The organism is Haloechinothrix aidingensis, from assembly GCF_013450155.1.
Classification (GTDB): Bacteria; Actinomycetota; Actinomycetes; order Mycobacteriales; family Pseudonocardiaceae; genus Haloechinothrix; species Haloechinothrix aidingensis.
In genome coordinates this window covers 314,984-334,418 of record NZ_JACCKD010000006.1, presented here as the reverse complement: position 1 = coordinate 334,418, position 19,435 = coordinate 314,984, and the positions used below count along the sequence as shown (strand labels likewise).

At 69.3% G+C, this 19,435-nt stretch carries 17 protein-coding genes; 3 read left to right on the top strand and 14 right to left on the bottom strand.

Features of this window, described 5'->3' with window-relative positions:
- Window positions 1-50 precede the first annotated feature (50 nt).
- A complete protein-coding gene (locus tag H0B56_RS17515; protein ID WP_180894155.1) occupies window positions 51-968 on the bottom strand; it encodes an Abi-alpha family protein in 918 nt (305 codons plus the stop codon).
- A 45-nt stretch (window positions 969-1,013) separates the two neighbouring features.
- Entirely contained in the window at window positions 1,014-2,231 is a 1,218-nt protein-coding gene (locus H0B56_RS17510; RefSeq protein ID WP_180894154.1) for a DUF445 domain-containing protein, read from the bottom strand.
- A gap of 157 nt (window positions 2,232-2,388) precedes the next feature.
- Here H0B56_RS17510 and H0B56_RS17505 point away from each other — a divergent pair, with 157 nt between their 5' ends.
- Entirely contained in the window at window positions 2,389-3,147 is a 759-nt protein-coding gene (locus H0B56_RS17505; RefSeq protein WP_219632841.1) for a carbonic anhydrase, read from the top strand.
- 31 nt (window positions 3,148-3,178) lie between these two features.
- Here H0B56_RS17505 and H0B56_RS17500 read toward each other — a convergent pair whose 3' ends face one another.
- Both H0B56_RS17500 and H0B56_RS17495 read right to left on the bottom strand, forming a co-directional pair.
- On the bottom strand, window positions 3,179-6,052 hold the full coding sequence (locus tag H0B56_RS17500) for an FAD-binding and (Fe-S)-binding domain-containing protein (protein WP_180894153.1): 2,874 nt from the start codon (window positions 6,050-6,052) through the stop codon (window positions 3,179-3,181).
- 104 nt (window positions 6,053-6,156) lie between these two features.
- A complete protein-coding gene (locus H0B56_RS17495; protein ID WP_180894152.1) occupies window positions 6,157-6,567 on the bottom strand; it encodes a pyridoxamine 5'-phosphate oxidase family protein in 411 nt (136 codons plus the stop codon).
- Window positions 6,568-6,769: 202 nt separating this feature from the next.
- Between H0B56_RS17495 and H0B56_RS17490 the strand changes: the two genes are divergently transcribed.
- Window positions 6,770-7,699, top strand: coding sequence for a proline dehydrogenase family protein (locus tag H0B56_RS17490; RefSeq protein ID WP_180894151.1), 930 nt, complete (start codon window positions 6,770-6,772; stop codon window positions 7,697-7,699).
- Between the two features lie 86 nt (window positions 7,700-7,785).
- Here the strand turns inward: H0B56_RS17490 and H0B56_RS17485 are convergent, their stop codons facing one another.
- Window positions 7,786-8,082 (bottom strand): iron-sulfur cluster biosynthesis family protein, encoded by a 297-nt coding sequence (locus H0B56_RS17485; RefSeq protein ID WP_089300886.1) that lies wholly within the window; start codon window positions 8,080-8,082, stop codon window positions 7,786-7,788.
- A 327-nt stretch (window positions 8,083-8,409) separates the two neighbouring features.
- Between H0B56_RS17485 and H0B56_RS17480 the strand changes: the two genes are divergently transcribed.
- Window positions 8,410-10,194, top strand: coding sequence for an AMP-binding protein (locus tag H0B56_RS17480; protein ID WP_343063935.1), 1,785 nt, complete (start codon window positions 8,410-8,412; stop codon window positions 10,192-10,194).
- 82 nt (window positions 10,195-10,276) lie between these two features.
- On the opposite strand, the gene H0B56_RS17475 is transcribed toward H0B56_RS17480, so the two are convergent.
- From H0B56_RS17475 to H0B56_RS17435, 9 genes are read right to left on the bottom strand one after another with little or no spacing between them, the layout of a single operon-like run.
- Window positions 10,277-10,996, bottom strand: coding sequence for a hypothetical protein (locus H0B56_RS17475; protein WP_180894149.1), 720 nt, complete (start codon window positions 10,994-10,996; stop codon window positions 10,277-10,279).
- A 3-nt stretch (window positions 10,997-10,999) separates the two neighbouring features.
- On the bottom strand, window positions 11,000-12,247 hold the full coding sequence (locus H0B56_RS17470; protein ID WP_180894148.1) for an MlaD family protein: 1,248 nt from the start codon (window positions 12,245-12,247) through the stop codon (window positions 11,000-11,002).
- Window positions 12,248-12,250: 3 nt separating this feature from the next.
- Complete coding sequence (locus H0B56_RS17465; RefSeq protein ID WP_180894147.1) at window positions 12,251-13,309, bottom strand: MCE family protein; 1,059 nt, start codon at window positions 13,307-13,309, stop codon at window positions 12,251-12,253.
- Window positions 13,309-14,382: an MCE family protein gene (locus H0B56_RS17460; protein ID WP_180894146.1), complete on the bottom strand. Its 1,074-nt coding sequence runs from the start codon at window positions 14,380-14,382 to the stop codon at window positions 13,309-13,311. The genes H0B56_RS17465 and H0B56_RS17460 overlap by 1 nt, the downstream gene beginning before the upstream one ends.
- Window positions 14,379-15,371 (bottom strand): MCE family protein, encoded by a 993-nt coding sequence (locus tag H0B56_RS17455; protein WP_180894145.1) that lies wholly within the window; start codon window positions 15,369-15,371, stop codon window positions 14,379-14,381. The genes H0B56_RS17460 and H0B56_RS17455 overlap by 4 nt, the downstream gene beginning before the upstream one ends.
- Window positions 15,368-16,390, bottom strand: a complete 1,023-nt coding sequence (locus H0B56_RS17450; RefSeq protein WP_180894144.1) for an MCE family protein — start codon at window positions 16,388-16,390, stop codon at window positions 15,368-15,370. Before H0B56_RS17450 ends, H0B56_RS17455 begins: the two co-directional genes overlap by 4 nt.
- Window positions 16,387-17,655 (bottom strand): MCE family protein, encoded by a 1,269-nt coding sequence (locus H0B56_RS17445; RefSeq protein WP_180894143.1) that lies wholly within the window; start codon window positions 17,653-17,655, stop codon window positions 16,387-16,389. Before H0B56_RS17445 ends, H0B56_RS17450 begins: the two co-directional genes overlap by 4 nt.
- Window positions 17,652-18,515: an MlaE family ABC transporter permease gene (locus H0B56_RS17440; RefSeq protein WP_180894142.1), complete on the bottom strand. Its 864-nt coding sequence runs from the start codon at window positions 18,513-18,515 to the stop codon at window positions 17,652-17,654. The genes H0B56_RS17445 and H0B56_RS17440 overlap by 4 nt, the downstream gene beginning before the upstream one ends.
- Window positions 18,516-19,418, bottom strand: coding sequence for an MlaE family ABC transporter permease (locus tag H0B56_RS17435; protein ID WP_343063934.1), 903 nt, complete (start codon window positions 19,416-19,418; stop codon window positions 18,516-18,518).
- Window positions 19,419-19,435: the final 17 nt, after the last annotated feature.

Genomic DNA, 19,435 nt, shown 5'->3' with positions numbered 1-19,435 from the left:
AGTGCCCCGTATACACACTCCGTGCGAGCACGCGTCGCGTGCCCCAGCGGTCAGAGCCTGCCGGGCGAGGTCGCGATCCGGTGTTCCTCGGTCTCCAGGCACTGGCAGAACAGCTCCTTGCCGAACTCGGACAGCTCGACGCCCTTGTGCACGATCCTGAGCCGCACGAGCCGCCCACCGGGCCTGCGGATCTGCTTGACCTCCGGCTGCGCGTAGAGCAGCTCGTAGCTCGGCTGACCACGCAGCCGGTACGGCCGCACGTGTACCAGACCCAGCCGTACCAGGTTGTCCAGGTACACGGGGACCCGCCCGGGACGGATGCATCCGGCTTCCCTGCCGAGCAGCGAGAAGTGGTGCAACATCTCGCGTTGCTTGCGCGACATCGGGTTGTGCGCGAGCACGTCCACAAGCGCCTGTGGCCCCGCGGCGGCCAGGTAACGGATGATGCGTGCCTCGTCCGGGCTGAGCTCGCGCAGGATCACCGCGAGCGCCGGATGCTCGTCCGGGTCGTCCAGCGCCGTAGAGCGGTACAGCAGCTCCTGGCCACGCTGCCGGAGCTCGCTCGGTGCGCCCTGCGCGGTGCGCCCGTTGGCCGGGGTCGACGGCATCTCGACGACCGCCGGACGCTCCTGCCCCGGCAGCGGAGTGGCCCGCGGGGGTACGTACCCGTCGAACCGCTCACCTGCGTCGTACCCGCCGGAGTCGACACCGAGCGCCTTACGCACCCCCCGCACCCAACCGTGCAGCACGACGCCCGCCAGCTCCGCGGGCGGCCTGCCCTCCTGCGCACCCGCGAGGACGTCCCTGCTGACCGACACCGCGTGCGTGGCCACATCGGTGCCGAGCCTGCCCGCGACCGACAGCGCCGTGCCCGCGAGCCGCACCGGGATGTTCAGCGCGTCGCCGAGGCCCTGGCCACCCGCGCTCCGGCCGTGCCCCGCGTCCTGTCCCGTGTCCCGCTCAGCCATCACGTACCACCCGGATCGTTGCCATGACTCTCCCGGCACCACCCTTCACAACGTGGTGGACAACTGCAAGAGCCCGGCGAGGAAGCCGAGCGCCGCGCCGACCACGATCAGCTGCCACTCGTCCTCGCGGAACGCCGAGCGCAGCATGTCGGCGAACTCCTCGGGCGGCAGCTCCCGCATCCGGGCGGCCAGCAGCGCGTGCAGCTTCTCGGCCCGGCCCTTGACGAACTCCTCGTCGGTGAGCGACTCGATGGTGTGGCCGACGGTCCCGGCCGCGATGTTGCGCTGGATCGCGTCGTAGTGGCTGCCGGTCGCCGCACGGACCATGGGCCGGGCCACACCGACCGTGCGGTCCACGATCGGCCGCAAGGTGTCCGAGATGAGGCGGTAGGTCCGGTCCCCGTCCGGGCCGTGGAACATCTCCGCCGCGATGTTGCTCATCGTCACGACCTCGTGGGCGATGATGCCGGAGTACACCTCCGAGACCTCCGCCTGGCGCCGGAGGAACAGCCCCTGCACGGTGAACGGGCCGATCTTGACCGGGTTCGCCGGGGTGAAGATCACCTTCAGCGCGAGCCAGTTGGTCAGGTACCCCACCACGGCCGCACCGAGCGGCACCGTCCACCACTGCGGGGCGAACTGCCACATCAGCATGGGGATGACGCCGAGCACGAAACCGAACACGGCGCCGGAGCGGATGATGAAGCGGAACTCCTTGGCTCCGACCTCGAGGAAGATCCGGTTCATCAGCCGGGGGTTGGCTTCCATGTGCCGGATGACCATCAGCTTGAGATCGACGAGCCGGTCGATGTGCTCGCCCATCTCGTCGGTGACCCTGCGGACCGCGTCGGGTAGCTCGGCCTCGATCCTGCTGTGCACGGCCTGCTTGAGCACGAGCGGAAGCTGGGCCCACAGGTCGGGGTACTCCCGGGCGATGATGTCGTCGATCATCGAATGGATCTCGGTGCGCGAGGTCTTCACGATCTGGGCAGCCAGCTCCTCCGGATCCAGCTCCCGGTAGAACTCCGACATCGTGCCCAGCTTGGCCAGCCCCGTGTCGACGGCGATGCTGCCCATCTTCGCCGCTTTCGAGGGGATGATTCCCTGCCAGCCGAACACCGGAAAGCCGAGGACCTTGAACGGCATCTTCCAGCCCGCGAAGTTGATCGGCTTGAACATCATCTTGATGGCCAGCCAGTTCGTGGCATAGCCGATCAGTCCGGCGAACACCGGGATGAGCAGCGTCCCGGTGTCGACGTCCATGCCGAACACCGTCATCCAGGCCTAACCCCTCCGCGACTCCGAGTAATGTGACGAATGTCTACCACCCCAGCGTTAACGCGATCAACTACCGCCGTGGCACCACCGGGAATCGGCCGGTCGGCGTAGACGCACCGGAACGGTTCGCTACGGTATTCGCATGTCTGACTACTCTGCGAATCCAGCATCGGTCCGGGTCGGCCGCAGGCGCGTGCTCGGCGTGACAGCCGCGGCCACGGCGGGCATGGTCGCGTCCACAGCACCGGCCGCGGCAGGCTCCGTTCCGGAGGGCCGGGTGGAGCCGGAGACGGCGTGGCGAACGTTGCTCGCGGGCAACGCCCGGTTCGCCGAGCAACGCCAGCGGCACCCGCATCAGGACGCCGAGCGCCGCGAGGAGCTGGTGGACGGCCAGGAGCCGTTCGCCTGCGTGCTGTCCTGCGCGGACTCGCGAGTACCCCCCGAAGTCGTCTTCGACCGCGGGCTCGGCGATCTGTTCACCATCCGGGCGGCCGGTGAGGTGCTCGACGAGTCCGTCATCGGCAGCGTCGAGTACGCGGTCGAGTACCTCGGAGTGCGGCTGGTCGTGGTGCTGGGGCACACCGGCTGCGGTGCCGTCTCGGCGGCGGTCGACCTGGTACGGGACGGCGCCTCGTACACCGGCTCGGTGAGCACGATCGCCCGCGCCATCGAGGGAACTGTCTTAGCCACCGCGCCGCAGGCCGACCGGGAGAAATCAACCACCGCACCGCAAGCGGACCGCGAGCGGTTCGTCGACGCGTGCGTCGAGAACCAGGCCCGCCGCGTGGTCACGCAGCTGACCGAGCGCTCGGCGACCATCCGGGAGGCCGCGGCAGGCCGGGGCGTGGAACTGGTGCCTGCCGTCTACGACCTGCACGACTCCCGGGTGTCACGCCGCTGAGGTGCCGCCCGGCGATCTCCCTGGCCACCGTTCATCCCTGCTGCTGTCCTCGCTGGGCGCGCAGGCCGTCGGCAAGCACCTCCGCGAGGTGCGCCGAGGGCATCCCGGCCAGCTGGTCGAGCTGGGTCCGGCAGCTGAACCCGTCGGCGACGATCGCCGCCGAGGACGGCGCGGCCCGGACCGCCGGCAGTACCCCGTGCTCGGCGACGAGGCGCGACGTCTCGTAGTGCCCCCGCTCGAACCCGAAGTTCCCGGCGAGCCCGCAGCAACCGGCGTCGAGCTGCGCCGCCTCGGCGCCTGCCGCGCGCAGCACCCCTTCATCGGCGCTCGCCCCCATGATCGCGTGCTGGTGGCAGTGCACCTGCACCCTGGCCGACCCGCCTACCTCGGGCGGCGTCCAGTCGCTCGCGTGCGCGCGCAAGAACTCGGCGAGGGTGTGGGTAGCCCCGGACACCGCGCGCACATCCGGGTCGTCGCCGAGCAGCTCGGTGGCATCGGAGCGGAACAGCGCCGCGCAGCTCGGCTCGAGCACCACCATGGGCACGCCTGCCTCGACGTGCGGCGCCGCCGTCTCGATCGAGCGGCGCAGCTTCCTGCGCGCCGTGTCCAGCTGACCGGTGCTCATCCACGTCAACCCGCAGCACCGCGCGCGCCGCGGCACGAGTACCTCGAACCCGGCGGCTTCCAGCACCTCCACCGCGGCGGCCCCGACCTGCGGGGAGAAGTAGTTCGTGAAGGTATCCGCCCACAACAGCACCGTCGGCCGCGTACCGCCCGGACGCGCGGCACCGCCGGTATCCGGCCTGCGCGCGAACCAGTCGAGGAAGGTGCGCTCCGCGAAGCGGGGAAGCTCGCGCTCCGGCGCGATCCCCCCGGCACGTTTGAGCGCCCCGCGAAACGGCGCGGCGGAGATCGCGTTGGCCAGGCGCGGCATCCGGGAGGCCAGCCGGGCGAGCGAGGGCAGCCAGCCCATCGAGTAGTGCGCGGCCGGGCGCAGCTTGCCCCGGTAACGCTGGTACAGGTACTCGGTCTTGTAGGTAGCCATGTCGACACCGACGGGGCAGTCGCTCTTACACCCCTTGCAGGACAGGCACAGGTCGAGTGCCTCGCCGACCTCCTCGGACTGCCAGCCGTCCGTCACCACGTCGCCGAGGATCATCTCCTGCAGCACCCGCGCCCGCCCCCGGGTGCTGTCCTTCTCGTTCCGTGTCGCGCGGTAGCTCGGGCACATCACCCCACCCGAGGTGTTCAGGCACTTGCCCACGCCGATACAGCGGTGTACGGCCGTGCCGATGCTGCCGCCGTCCTCGTGCAGCTCCAGCGATGTCGGCAGCGGCAGCCAGGTGTTCTGCGGCCCCATGCGCAGCCCGGCGGACTCCCTGTCGGGGTCGGTGATGATGCCGGGGTTCATCCGGTTGTCCGGGTCCCAGATCGCCTTGAACTCGGCGAAGGCGGTGAGCATCTCCGCGGAGTACATCGCGGGCAGCTGAGCCGAACGCGCCCTGCCGTCGCCGTGCTCGCCGGAGGGAGCCCCACCGTGCCGGACGACGAGCAGGGCGGCCGCGCTCATGAACTCCTCGAAACGGCGCACACCCCGCTCACTCGAGAGGTCGAAGTCGAGCCGCACGTGCAGGCAGCCCTCGCCGAAGTGCCCGTAGACCACACCGAACAACCCGTACTCGTCCAGCAGGTGATGGAAGTCCCGCAGGTAGGCACCCAGGTTCCTGGGTGGGACGGCGGCGTCCTCCCAACCCGGCCACGACATGGTTCCGTCCGGCGAGCGCGTCGCGAGCCCCGAACCGTCTTCCCTGATCTTGAACACGGCCCGGCGCTTGGCCGGGTCGGCCACCGTGGTGACTCCCCGCACGCCCGCCATCCCGGACAGCTCCCCCGCCAGCTCGTCCGCGCGTTCGGCGGGACCGTCGACGTCGATCAGCAGCCAGGCTGTGCCCTCGGGCAACACGCCCTGCGGGATGGACTCCGGTCGCCGGGCCCGCAGCACGTCGAGGATCCGGTCGTCCATGCCCTCACAGGTCAGCGGCCGGTACTCGAGGACGCGCGGCACCACGTCCGCGGCCGCGACCGAGTCGTCGAACCCGGCGACCACCAGCCGTTCCTCCCGCGGAACCGGCACGAGGCGCACTGTGGCCGACAGCACGATCGCGCAGGTGCCTTCGGATCCCACGAGGGCTCGCGCGAGGTCGGAGCCGTTCTCCGGCAGGAGGTGATGCAGGCCGTAGCCGGACACCTGGCGGGAGAACCGGCCGAGCTCGGTGCGCAGCGCCGCGCGGTGCCGGTCGACCAGCTCGCGCAGCCCGGCGTGGATGGCCCCTGCCCGACCACCGGACGCATCACCGTCCTCCGCCGCGGGCTCGTGCCCCGCGCCGACCGACAGCCGGGTGCCGTCGTAGCACAGCACCTCGAGCGCGACCACGTTGTCCGAGGTCCGGCCCCAGGCCACCGAATGGGAGCCGCAGGAGTCGTTGCCGATCATCCCGCCGACGGTGCACCGCCCGTGTGTCGACGGGTCGGGACCGAAACGCAGCCCGTGCTCGGCCACCGCGCTGTTGAGCACGTCCGGGATGACTCCCGGCTCCACGGTCGCCGTCCGAGCCTCGGGATCGACGGACACGATCCGGGTGAGGTAGCGGGACAGGTCGACGACCACCCCCTCACCGACAGCGTTACCCGCGATCGAGGTGCCCGAGCCCCTCGTCGTGACGGGCACGTCGTGGCGGGCGCAGACCGCGACCGCCGCTGCCACGTCGTCGCGGTCCGCCGGGTACACGACGCCGCGCGGCGTGCGCCGGTAGTTGGAGGCATCCGAGCTGTACTCGGCGCGCCGCCTGCTGGAGAAGTCCACATCGCCGCGTACGTGCGCCACCAGGTCCGCCTGCAGATCCATCGGTGTCCTCACGGATAGCTCGACCCATTCACCCCGGCCAGGATCCCAGACATCCTCGTCACCTGCTCGGAGGTGCCCACGACTCGTCCGGAGTTGCCGGCCCGTCACACGTTGCCGCGCACCCCGGTCACGAGCACTTCGAGGACCACCCTCGCCGGGTCGGCCGTCGGCGTCCGGTACCGCTCGGCGTACTCCCGCTCGGCCTCGGCAACGGCGTTCCGGTCGTCCCGCAACAGGGCGCGTCCTTCCAGTGTGGACCACCGGCGACCGTCCATCTGGCACAGGGCGACCGGAGTCCCCCGCTCGCCGCCGTCGGCGACCAGCCGCGCCTTGTCCGATGTGCGCGCGCAGATCACCCTCGCTACCCCGCGCTCGACATCCAGTGTCACCCCGACCGGCACGACATGCGGGGGGCGGCCCGTGCGCGGAGTACTCAACGTGCAGTAGTGCGGCTCGGTCCAGAACCTGGCGAATGCTGCGCCGCGCGACGTCAGATCCGGCAGCGAGATGTCCACACATCCCACCGTAGTCGCCGCCGCCAGCCTGCCACCCCTTCCCGCGGCGCGGGCCTACGGGATGCACACAGCCGGTCCCGCACCGCTGCCGCGCACGACAAGGACGTGGCCCGAAGCGTAGTCGATTCGGTAACACACGGGAGCGAGCGCGGCCTTACCGTATACCGTTACCGGACCACGCACCCCGAACGGAGAGGTGGAGATGCTGCGATCCAGCTTGTTGCTCGCCAGTCGCTCGGCAACCATCCGGCGCTTCGTCGAGCACAACCCGCTCACCCAGCGCGTCGTCGGCCGGTTCATCGCCGGGACCGGCGTCGACGACGCGCTGCACACCGCTGCCGAACTCGTCGGCTCAGGGCTACGGGTGTCCCTGGACCACCTCGGCGAGGACATCACCGAGGTGGCCCAGGTCAGCACGACCGTGCAGGCCTACGAGGACGTACTCGAGGCGCTGGACGAGGCGGGGCTGGCTGATGCCGTCGAGGTGTCGGTGAAGCTGTCCGCACTCGGGCAGTCCCTGCGCGGTGACGGCGAGCGCGTCGCGACCGACGCCGCCTACCGCATCTGCCGGGCCGCCGGGACCGCGGGTACCACCGTCACCCTCGACATGGAGGATCACACGACGGTGGACTCCACGCTGGGTATCCTGCGCACACTGCGCGCCGACTTCCCCTGGGTAGGAGCCGTCCTGCAGTCCTACCTGCGCCGCACCGAGACGGACTGCGCCGAGCTCGCGGCCGAAGGAGCCCGGGTCCGGCTGTGCAAGGGTGCCTACCAGGAGCCCGAGTCCGTTGCTTTCCGGAGCAAGTACGCGGTCGACCACTCCTACGTGCGGTGCCTGCGCACGCTCATGGCCAGCAGCGCCTACCCGATGATCGCCACACACGATCCGCGCATGATCGCCATCGCGGGCACGCTCGCCGCCGAACACGGCCGCGGCCCGGATGAGTACGAGTTCCAGATGCTTCACGGGGTGCGCCCGGACGAGCATCTACGCCTGGCGCGCGCCGGCCACACCGTGCGGGTGTACGTACCGTACGGCGACGACTGGTACCCGTACTTCATGCGCCGGCTGGCCGAACGCCCCGCCAACGTCGGCTTCTTCCTACGCTCGGTGACCACCCGGCGGTGACGGTCCTCACCGGCGTCAGGATCACGGCTGGGTCGTCATCACGACCGGGCCGTCATGACGACCGGGTGGTCAGCACAGCCGGAGCCTCAGGACTCCTGCTGCGAGATGGTGAAGTTGAGCTGCCCTTCCTCGTCCTTCTGCACATCGAGGACCTTGTCCTCGAGAAGCTGAGCCGCCTGCTGCTCCAGGAAGACCTTCGCACCGCTCTCGCTGCTGACCACCTGGTCGCCTTCCTCCGGAGTCGTCGCCACCGACAGCGACAGCTGCGCGCCACCGTCGGAGGCCTGGTCCACGGCCATCCGGAGACCGGCGTCGGTCTGCTCCTCGTTCTCCTCGGTCAGCGCGTTGATCGCCTCCGCGGCGACATCCGTCATCGCAAGCATGGGATTTCCCTTCGAGTTGCCTGTTCTGGCGTAAAGTCCCCACGGTACGTGTCGACGTACCGCGAAGCACGCGGGGTGTATCCCACGGCGAACTCGCTCGTTGACGGAATGACAACTGCACGGGGATACTGGTCGCGGCCCTGCACTGCTGCGATCTTGTCACAATCGCCGTGCGGCTGGGCGGGACAGCACGCACCGACCACTAGGATGCTCCTACCAGGACCAAGTGGCCGTGGCAGCACTGCCCGTGCGTACACGACAACCGACCGGAGGCCGGATATGACCAATGCTGACGAGATCACCTGCCCGCATCCCGCAGGTGGAACCGTGAGCACGTTGTGTGAGGCGTTCCAGCGCACCGCGTCGATGCGACCGGACGCTGTGGCGCTACGGGTTCCTGGTGGACAGATCGAGATCACGTGGCGGGAGTACGCGGAACGGGTGCGCGCGATCGCGACCGGCCTGTCCGCCCTCGGCGTCAAGCGCGGGGACACCGTCGGCATCATGCTGACCAACCGTCCCGAGTTCAACCTCGTCGACACGGCTGCCCTGCATCTGGGCGCCACGCCGTTCTCCATCTACAACACCAGCACCCCCGAGCAGATCAACTACCTGTTCTCCAACGCCGAGAACGCGGTCGTGATCACCGAGCAGCAGTTCCTTCAGCCCATCACCAACGCCGAGACCGGCATCGAGCACATCGTCACCGTGGACGGCGAGTCGGGCTCCTCCATCAGCCTCGCCGACCTCGAATCGCGCACCAGTGAGGGCTTCGACTTCGAGGCGACCTGGCGGGCCGTGGGGTCGGACGACATCGCGACCCTGATCTACACGTCCGGCACCACCGGGCCACCCAAGGGTGTGGAGATCCCGCACAGCAGCATCGTCGCCGAGGTCAATGCCCTCATCCCGATCCTCGAGGTCGGACCGGACGACAGTACAGCCTCGTACCTCCCGTCCGCGCACATCGCCGACCGGGTCGCGTGCCACTACGCGGGCATCATGCGCGGAATGCAGATCACCAGCGTGGCCGACCCGAAGGCGATCGCCGGGGCACTGCCCGACGCTCGCCCGACGATCTGGTTCGCGGTGCCCCGCGTGTGGCAGAAGATCAAGGCCGGTATCGAGGCGAAGCTCGCCGAGGAGTCCAGCCCGGTCAAGAAGAAGCTGGCGAACTGGGCGATCGAGACCGGCATCAAGGCCGCCCGGGAACGTCTGGCCGGCAGGCAGCCCGCCGGCCTGCTCGGCGTGCAGAGCGCGCTGGCCGACAAGCTGGTACTGGCCAAGCTCAGGGACACCCTCGGGCTCGACCGCATACGCTGGGCGGCCTCCGGCGCGTCGGCGATCCCCCCTGAGGTCCTCGAGTACTTCCACGGGCTCGGGATCCCGGTCTACGAGGTCTGGGGCATGTCGGAGTCCACAGGTGCGACCACGAGCAACGCCGCGGGCGCGACCAAGATCGGCACGGTCGGCAAGGCCGTGTCCAGGGCCGAGCTCAAGCTCGCCGACGACGGCGAGCTCCTCGTCCGCGGTCCCGTGCTGATGCGCGGTTACCGCAAGCAGCCGGAGAAGACGGCCGAGACGATCGACTCCGACGGCTGGCTGCACACCGGCGACATCGCCGAGATCGACTCCGAGGGCTTCGTCAAGATCATCGACCGCAAGAAGGAACTGATCATCAACGAGGCCGGCAAGAACATGTCGCCGACCAACATCGAGAACGCGCTGAAGGCGTCGTCCTCGCTGATCGGCCAGGCGGTCGCCATCGGGGACAACCGGCCCTACGTCACCGCCCTGATCGTGCTCGACCCCGATGCGGCCGCCGCTCGCGCGAGCTCGCTCGGCATGTCGGACACCTCGGTCGCCGCTGTGGCCAAGCGCCCCGAGGTGCGCGAGGAGATCACCAGGGCGGCCAAGGAGGGCAACGAGCGCCTGTCGCGTGTGGAGCAGATCAAGCGGTTCCGGCTCGTGGCCGCCGAGTGGGAGCCGGGTGGCGAGGAGCTCACCCCCACGCTGAAGCTCAAGCGCAAGCCCATCGCGGACAAGTACAAGGCCGAGATCGAGGAACTCTACGCCGACTCGCCCGGCGAGGACGTCGTCAACCTGGCCTGAGCGCATCGGGACGGCTGAATGACGCTTTCAGTCCACGACACGGGCTGAAAGCGTCATTCAGCACACACATTCAGCGCACGGATCAGGTGAGGTCGACCTTGTCGACCTTCCACTCGCCGTCGACCTTGGTGAACGTCAGCACCATCCGGTTGCGGTCGATCTTCGGCTGCGGGCTGTTGACGTTGGTTGTGGTCTGGTCGACGAACGCGAGCACCACTGCCTCGTCCTCGCTGAACTCGGCGAGGCCGACATGCGTCACCTCGCCCTCCGAGTCGGCCTTGTTCTCCTCGAGCAGTTCGGTGAACGACTCGTACGCCTCACCGTAGACCTCCTCGTACCGCTCGGTCAGGCGAGCCGAGATGTTCTCGAAGTTCTCGTCGAGCTCGGTGAAGTGGTACGTGGTGAACTCCGCCGCGAACGACTCGGCTTCGTCGAGCAGCCGGGCGCGCTCGGCGTCCGTGCGGCTCTGCGAGTACCAGAGCAGGCCGAACGTCGCCGCCGCGGCCAGCGAGCACGTCACGGTCACCGCCGCCAGCACGACCGGCAGGCGTCCCCTCAGCCGTCCGGCGCGCCTGCCCGGGTCGTGCTGCCGACCAGGTTCTTCCTCCTCGCCCGAGCCATCGGTGGCGCCCTGCGTGTCACCGGCCGTCTCGCCATCCGCAACGGACTCCGTGGACGCAGCGGACTCCGTCGACTCCGCGGTATCCGCGTGGACGTCCCGCGGGGTGCCTTCCGCGTCCGGTCCCGCGCGCGGGCGCGGCGAGGGCTGCCGCCGCTCGTCGTCGCTGTCTCCTCCACTCACTGCCTACTCCACTCCTTGCAGGTAGACGGCGTGCCAGGACTCCTCGCCGAGGACATCGTCCTGCCCACCATTGGACCCCATCCGGATCGGGTCCGAGCCGGGGACCTGGGTCCGCCCGGTGTTGGGGTCCGATGTGGTCACGACGGTGCGCCGCTGGGCTTCCGGGCCGGGCGCGTTCGCCGCGCCCCGGACCGTCGGCCCGTCCGGTGGGCAGTGATACCCGAGATTCGGCTCCTTCTCGGAGGTGTCCGTCGGCGTACGCCGCTCCTCTGGGAAGTAACACGTACCGCCCTGCGTGGTGACGAACTCGAAGTTCGCCCGGTCCCCATCGGCGATGCTGGCCAGCTGGCTGAAGGCGTCCGGGATCACGACCAGCCCGTGCTGCAGTGCCGGTATGCGTTGCGAGACGATCTGGACAGGCGTGATCAGGTTGCTCAGCAGCACCGACACGGACGGCTCGAGCTCCCGCAGCAGCGGAACCACCTCGTCGGTCACCTCGGGAACCGACCGTGCCAGCTCGATGCCGTGCGGGGTCTGGTTGCGTACCTGCTCGGTGGCCTCCGCCAGCGTGCGGGTGAGCTCGGGCAGCCGGCCGGCGGTCCCCTCGCTGGATTCGAGGAACCGCAGGGTGTTGTCGATCAGGTTCGAGGCCGTCGGCTCCAGCTCGGTGAACCGGTCGACCAGCTCGATCGAGTTGTCCCCCAGCCGCTCCAGCTCCTCCGCCGTTCCCGACAGGCCGGCTGCCAGCTCGTCGGCGATGACCGCGACGTCCTCCGTGTCGATGTTGTCGGTCAGCCGCATCAGGTTGACCAGCACCGTCTCCAACGGCACCGGCCTGCTGGTGTCCTCGGGCCCCAGCTCGTCGCCGTCGGACAGGTAGGGCGGGTCGTGGCTCGACGGGCGCAGGTCGATGTGCTTGAGCGCCACGGGCGTATCCTGCGCGACGACCACCTCGGTGTCGGCGGGCACGTCGGCATTCGAGCGGATCGCCAGCTCGACCTCGACACCGTCACCCCTGGCCACACGCACGTCGGAGACCGTGCCGACCGTGACCCCACGGTAGGTCACCGGGACACGCGGGGTGATGCCACCGCCGTCGGCCATCCGCACGGTCACCCTGTCCTTGGCCATGACCGCGTCCGTCCCGACCGCGTTGACAGCGATGTAGACACCGCACGCCAGCGCGATCGCCAGGAACAGGGCGATCTGACCGGCCGGTAACCGCTGCCGGAGGCCTCGCGAACCCGCCATGGTCTACTCACCTTCCTCGAGCAGCCGGTCGAGCGTGGTTTCCATGCCCGCGGTGGCACCACCGCCTCCCAGCGGCACCACGTCGGGGATACCTTCCAGCACACCACCGACCGAGTCGGGCACGTGGAACGCCGCGTCGAGGTTCAGGTAGTCACCGGGAACCGCGGCGTTGAACAGCGGCTCGAACTCCAGGAACTTGGTCAGCAACGTCTCGACGTCGCGGTCGATCTTGGTGAACTCCGCGAGCACCGGCTCCAGCTTGCGGAGCTGGCTGACCAGCTGTTCCTCCGTCGCGTCGATCGCGTCCTGCACGTCGCCCGCCAGCGTGCCGACCTCGCCGAGCAGCGTGTCGAAGTTGTCCTGCTCGGCGACGAGCACGTCGACGGCGGGACGGATCTCGGTCAGTGCCTCGTCGAGCAGCTCGGTGTTGTCCTCGACGGTCGCGCCGAGCGTGTTGACGGCCTCGAGGGTGCGGTTGATCTCGTCGGACCGCTCGTCCAGCGAGGCGAGCACCTCCTCGGTCCTGCCGAGCAGATCGCGTACCGTGCCTTCCCTGCCCTCAAGCATGGTGTTCGTCTCCGTGATGATGGTGCGGGCCTGCTCGATGCCGCTGTTGTTGAGCATGTTCGCCAGCAGGGCCATGCTGTCCTCGACCTCGGGACCGTGCCGCGTCTGGTCGAGCGGGATCGTGTCGCCGTCACCGAGCAGCGCACCGTCGTGCTCGTCGGGTACATCCAGCGCGATGTAGGGGTCGCCGAGCGCGGTACTCATCTCGATCCCGGCCTCGGTCTCCTCGGGAAGCTCCACGTCCGAGCGGATGCGCAGGGTCACCCGTGCGGTGAACTCGTCGGCACGCATGGCGATCACCCTGCCGACGGTGGCAGGCCCGATACGCACCCGGCCTCCCCGCGTCATGCCCGCCACATCCGCGAACTCCGCGGTCACCTCGTACGACGGGCCGTCCACACCGGTACCGAGCGGGGAGTTCTGCAGGCTGATGCCGCAGCCGGGCAGTGCGAGCAGCACGCCGAGCAGGATGAGCACGCGCAGCAGGGTCGACATCACTCACCCTCCGTCCAGCCGCGAGCCAGCTCGGGTGGTAGCGGGATCGGGTTGACGATCCCGGGGCCGTCGCACAACGGCAGGGGCAGCTCCGCGCACAGCGGGCGCAGCCGGTCGAACTGCGAGAGGTTGGTGGTGATGTCCAACCGGATGCGCAGCTTCTGCTCGTCGGTGACCGCGCGCGTGATGTTGTCGGCCGCCAGCGGCAACGTGTCCATCAGCTCGGTGAGCTCGGCCTGTTGCTCACCGAGGTGCACCGACACGTCCGCCAGCCGCTCGACACTGTCGGCGATCGAGTCGCCGTGCTTGCCCGTCAGCTCGGCCACCTCGCGCAGCACCGAGGTCAGCGAGGTCAGTGCCTGCTCGACCTCGCGCTCCTGCCGCGCGAACTCGCCTGCCACGTCGTTGACCGACCGGGTGAGCGAGTCCACTGTCGACTGGTTCTCGACGAGGATCTCCATCAGGGCGTCGACGGACTCGAGGAGCGCTTCGGCGTCGGGAGTACCGTCCAGCGCGACCTGAGATGCCTGGCTGATGTTCAGGATGGCCTCGCGTAGCTTCTCCCCGCGCCCGTCGAGCAGCCCTGCCGCGCTGTCGATCATCCTGCCCAGCGAGCCGTCCTTGCCCGCCCCGTCGGGGCCGAGCGCCACCAGCAGGTCGTTCACCGACTCGACGAGGGTGTCCCAGGCGATCGGCGAGCGCGTGCGCTCGGTGGGGATCACGGCGCCGTCTGCCATCTTCTCCCCTCCGGTGTAGGCCGGGGTGAGCTCGATGTACTGGTCGGGGACCACCGTCGGGGAGGCGACCCACGCCTCGGCGCCGGCAGGGACGTCGGTGTCGGCGGGAAGCGACATGGTCAGCCGTACCCTGTCGCCCCGGGGTTCGATCTCGACGACCCGGCCGACCGGTACGCCGAGCACGGCCACGTCGCTGCCCACGAACAGGCCGTCGGCCTGCGCGAAGTCCGCGTGCACGGTCATCGAGGGCTCGGGGCGCACCACGAGGAACAGCCCCGCGGCCACGAGCACGGCCACCGCGAGCAACGACAGCGCGCGTGCGGGTTTCGCCGTCATCCGCACCCCTCCAGCAGGCCTGCGAGGCAGAGGATGTTGTCCGGCAGCGGTCCGGCCGGACCGGCCACGTCACCCCAGGGGCCCTGGCCGAAGGTGTTCGCGATGTACCGCGTGGTGGGGGCGAACTGGCGCAGCATCTCGTCGAACTCGTCCTGGGTCTCGCTCAGCGTCCGGGTGATGGTGTCCATGCGCTCGAGCACGTTGTCGATCTCCGGCCTGTTGGTGTCGACAAAGTTCTCCAGGTCCCTGCTCAGGGCGCTGATGTCCCGGATGAGCCTGCTGATCGTCTCCTTGCGCTGCGCGAGCACGTCGGCGACGAGGTCGGCGTCGCCGAGCAGCGTGACCAGCGTGTCGGACTGCTCGAGGATGCTGTCGGTGACCTCCCGCGTCCCGGACAGCAAGGCCTGGAACTGGTCACTGTGCCTGGTGAACATCTCCGCGGTAGCCGACACACCGTCCAGTGCCTGGCCGAGCAGCTCCCCGTCCGGCGTGTCCTGCTCCAGCGAGGCCATCAGCTCGCGCAGCGTCCCGAGGTCGAGCTCCTCCGCGCTGTGTTTCGCGGAGCGAGAGAGTTCATCCAATGTGTACAGCACGGATGTGCGGCTCAGCGGGATGGTATCGGACGGGTCGAGCGTCCCCTCCCCTTTCGAGGCGACGTCCAGGTAGCGCTGGCCCAGTACCGTCTTGATCTTCACGCTGGCCGTGCTGTCCTCCCCGACCCGCTTGCCGTCGTCCATCCTGAAGTGCACGACCGCCCGGTCACCGGCGATCTCGATGTCGCTCACCCGGCCGGCGCGCACACCTGCCACGTACACCGGATCATCCGGGGCCAGGCCCGCCGCGTTCTCGAGTTCGGCGGAGTAGTCACTGGTGCGCGAGTAGAAGATGGCCTGCGGCAGCAGCAGGGAGGAGGCCACGATCGCCACCAGCAGCACGGTACCCACAGCCGCGAGCACGCGCGGGTCACGCTCCCGAAACGGCACCCTCATTTCCGGCACACCTCCGAGTGGGGGCCGACGCTGGGATCGACCTCACCCACGAGCGGCAACTCGGTCTCGATCGTCATGAAGCAGACGTAGACGTTGAGCCACGCGCCGTACTCCAGCGTCCGGTTGACCGTAGGCAGCATCCGGGTCCCGGCATCCAGCGTCGCGGCGAAATTCTCGTTCTGCTCCACGAACGTCTCGGTGATGGAGTCCAGCGAGGCGATGTTGCTCTCTAGCGGCTCCCGCACCTCGGTCATGAGGCCGGAGACCGAACGCGCCAGCTCGCCGGCGCCGTCGATCGCCGCGCCGATCTCCTCGGCGCTGTCGGCCATCCCGGCCGCGAGCTCCGCCAGGCTGTTCACCAGCCGCTCGAACTCCGGCTCGTGCTCGAGTGCGAAGTCGGTCGCCGAGCGCAGGTTCGCCAGCACCTCGCCGATCAGCTCGTCCTGGTCGACGAGGTTCTCGGTGACCGAGACGAGGTGCGACAGCAAGCTGTCGAGCGTGCCGCCCTGCCCGTCGAACACCGCGACGAGCTTGCCTGCCAGCTCGTTCACCTCGTCGGGCTGCAGGCTCTCGAACACCGGGGCGAACCCGTTGAACAGCTCGGTCAGGTCCACGGCAGGGCTCGTACGTTCCAGCGGGATGGTGCTGCCCGGCTCCAACTCCGCCGAACTGCCGCCCCCCGGCCGCACGGCCAGGTAGCGCGCGCCGAGTAGATCGGCGAAGCGCAGGGCGGCCTCCGCGTCGGCGGGGACGTGCTGGTCGTCGGTGACTTCGAAGGTCACGGTGGCGTGCTTGCCCGTCAGCTCGATGCGGTCGACCTTGCCCACGCGCACGCCCGCGATCCGGACGTCGCTGCCCTTGGTGAGCCCGACGACATCGGTGAACTCGGCCTGGTACGTGGTCGTCGCCTGGCCGAGCGGGCGGTGCAGGGTGTTGGTGACCAGCGCCGTGCACAGCAGGGTGATCACCAGGAACGCGCCCAGCTTCAGCCAGGTCCCGAGGAGGTTGCCGTATGTCATGGCACGACCACCTGCGACCCACGCACCAGCGGCCCGAGCAGCACACCGACGGCACCCTCCGCTTCGGAGTCCCGCGCCGCCCGCATGTCCTGCGGTACCGCCTCCAGTAGCTCGTTCAGGGTTTCCTTCTCGGCGTCACTACCGACCGGACCGCTCGTGCCGCCGTAGCGTTCCCGCTGCGCCTCCTGCTCGCCCGCACGCTCGTCCTGCTCGGCCCCGGAACAGTTGGGCCCGTCCTGCCCCGGGTACCGCGGGCAGTCCTCCGCGGTGTACGGGTACGGCTCCTCGGTGGTGAGGTTCGCGCGGATCCGGAACCACGGACCCTCCTTGAACGTCGGCGGCGCCGCCTCGAGCAGTTCACGCACGCTGTGCACGGTGCGCGGCAGGGCGCCTGGATCGGCGACCAGCTCGTCGGTGATCGGGTCGGCGGTGCGCACGAGCTCGACGAACCGGTCGACGTTGTCGCTGCGCGCCAGCCGGGAACCCTCACCGGCGAGCGTGCTGCCGCTGGTCAGCAGCTGGTGGATCGTCCGGCGTTCCTCGACGATCGTCCGCGAGATCTGCACGGCGTTGCGCAGTGCCCGGATACCGTCCGGGGTGGCCTCGACGGCTTGCTCGGACAGCGTGGTGACAGCCTCCATCCCGTCGTCGATCAACGCGATCAGGTCGTCGGTGTCGTCGGTCATCTCGTGCAGCTGGTCGAGCATCGTCCCGAACCGCTCGCCACGCCCCTCCAGGAAGCTGGACAGCGCGCCGAGCGCGGTGCTGATCTTCGCGGGCTCGATCTCCTCGAGCAGGGTGGTGAGCCGCTCGAACGCGTCGTAGAGCTGCACTGCCTCCTCCGACTCATCGGGGCGTAGCTCGTCGCCGTCGGAGATCGGTTCGCCGGCCTCCTCCGCGGGGACCAGCTCGACGAAGAGGTCACCGAACAGCGTGCGGGGCAGCACGCGCACCCGCGCACGGGTGGAGACCGACTCGGCGTGCCGCTCGTTGATGCGCATGGTCAGCACGGAGGTCGTCTTGGTGGTCTCCACCTTGGTCACGGTCCCGACCAGCACCCCCTTGTACTCGACGGGCGCGCGCGAGGGCACGCCGATGGTGTCGGCAGCTACCTCGGCCGTGACCTCGGGATGACCGCTCAACGCCCCTGTGCCGTAGACCGTCGTGGTCACCGTGATCACCAGGAACGCCACGAGCCCGACGGCTCCCCAGGCCGCCAGCCGGAACCTGCCCATCTCGCTGCGCCGCCGCGCCGGCCTGATCATGCCTCACCCGCCAGCCCGGGAAGTTCCATGTACACACCCCAGAACGCGAAGGTCAGCAGGATGTCGGCGATCATGATCAGCACGATGCTGGTGCGCAGCGCCCTGCCTGCCGCCCTGCCGACGCCCTCCGGCCCGCCGGTCGCGTAGTAGCCGAAGTAGCAGTGCACGAGCGTCACCACCACCGCGAGCGCCACGGCTTTGGCCAGCGACAGGAACACGTCCTGCGTGGGCAGCATGAGCTCGAACCAGTAGTCGTAGATACCCGCCGACTGGTTGTTCAGGTTCACCACGACCACGCGCGTGGACACGTACGACGCGAAGAGCCCGACGAGGTACAACGGGACGACGGTGATGATCGCCGCGATGATCCTGGTCGTGACGAGGAACGGGAGCGAGTTGACCGACATCGTCTCCAGCGCGTCGATCTCCTCGGAGATCCGCATCGCGCCGAGCTGCGCTGTGAAGCCGGTACCGACCTTGGCGGCCAGCGCGATCCCCGCGACGACCGGCGCCAGCTCCCTGGTGTTGACCAGCCCGGACACCGCCCCCGACAGCGGGGACAGGCCGACGAGGTCCAGGCCGCGGAACCCTTCGAGCCCGACCTGCGCGCCGCTGACGAACGACATCGCGAACACCACGCCGATGGTGCCGCCTGCGGCCAGCAAGGTCGCGCTGCCGAAGCTGATGTCCGCGACGTGCCGCACGATGTGCCGCCAGTACTGTTTCAGCGCGAACGGGATGTACGCCAGCGCCTTGATGTAGAACGCAAGGTGGTTTCCCACCTCCGTGAGCGCGTTGACCAGCCGGTTCGCCGGCACACGCGCCGCGCGCTGCGCGCGGCCGACTTCGCGGAGGACCATCTACAACCCCCCGCCTTCCGGTGTGATCAGCGCGTAGACCTCGCCGATACCGACGTTGGCGAAGAACACGAGGATGAACGCCAGCACGACGGCCTCGTTCACCGCCGTACCGACCCCGCCGGGGCCGCCCTTGGCTGTCAGCCCTTTCGCGCAGCACACGATCGCCGTGGACACCGCGAACGCGATCGCCTTGACCTGAGCGGCAATGAAGTCCGGCAGGCCCGCGAAGTCGGTCATCGTGTCCAGGAACGCTCCAGGGGACACGTCCATGACCGCGACCTGGAACGCGAAGCTCGCCCCGATGCCGAGCGCCATCACCAGGCTGGTGAGCAGCATCGTCACGATCACGGCCGCCACCAGACGCGGCACGACCAGCCTCTCGAGCACCGAGACCCCCATGACCTCCATCGCGTCGGTCTCGTCACGGATCTTGCGTGCGCCGAGGTCGGCGGTCATCGCCGAGCCACCCGCCCCGGCGATCATCAGCGCGGCGACCAGTGGCGCGATCTGGCCGACGATCACCAGGCCGACGACCGCGCCGCTGTAGATCTCCGCGCCGACCTGCGCTGCGAGCGAGGCCACCACCACACCGACGACGACGCCGAGCGGGAGCATGACCAGCACCGCGGGTATCGAGCAGACGGCGGCGAGGAACTGCAGCTGGACGAGCGTCTCGCGCCAGGCGAACCGCCTGCGGGCGATGGAGGTCCATACCGCGACCACGGTGTCGGCCGCGAAGCCGAAGAGCAGTCCCAGCTCGAGCACGCTCGGGGAGATGTCACGCTGCCGGGCCGCCTTCCGCCGCGCCAGGATCGCGCGCGCGCTCCACCGCTCGGCGGCAACGGCCATCTGATCCCTCCGGTCGATCGTTCCGGTGACATCCCCGCACAGGTCATGCGCCACGCACACCACACCGGATG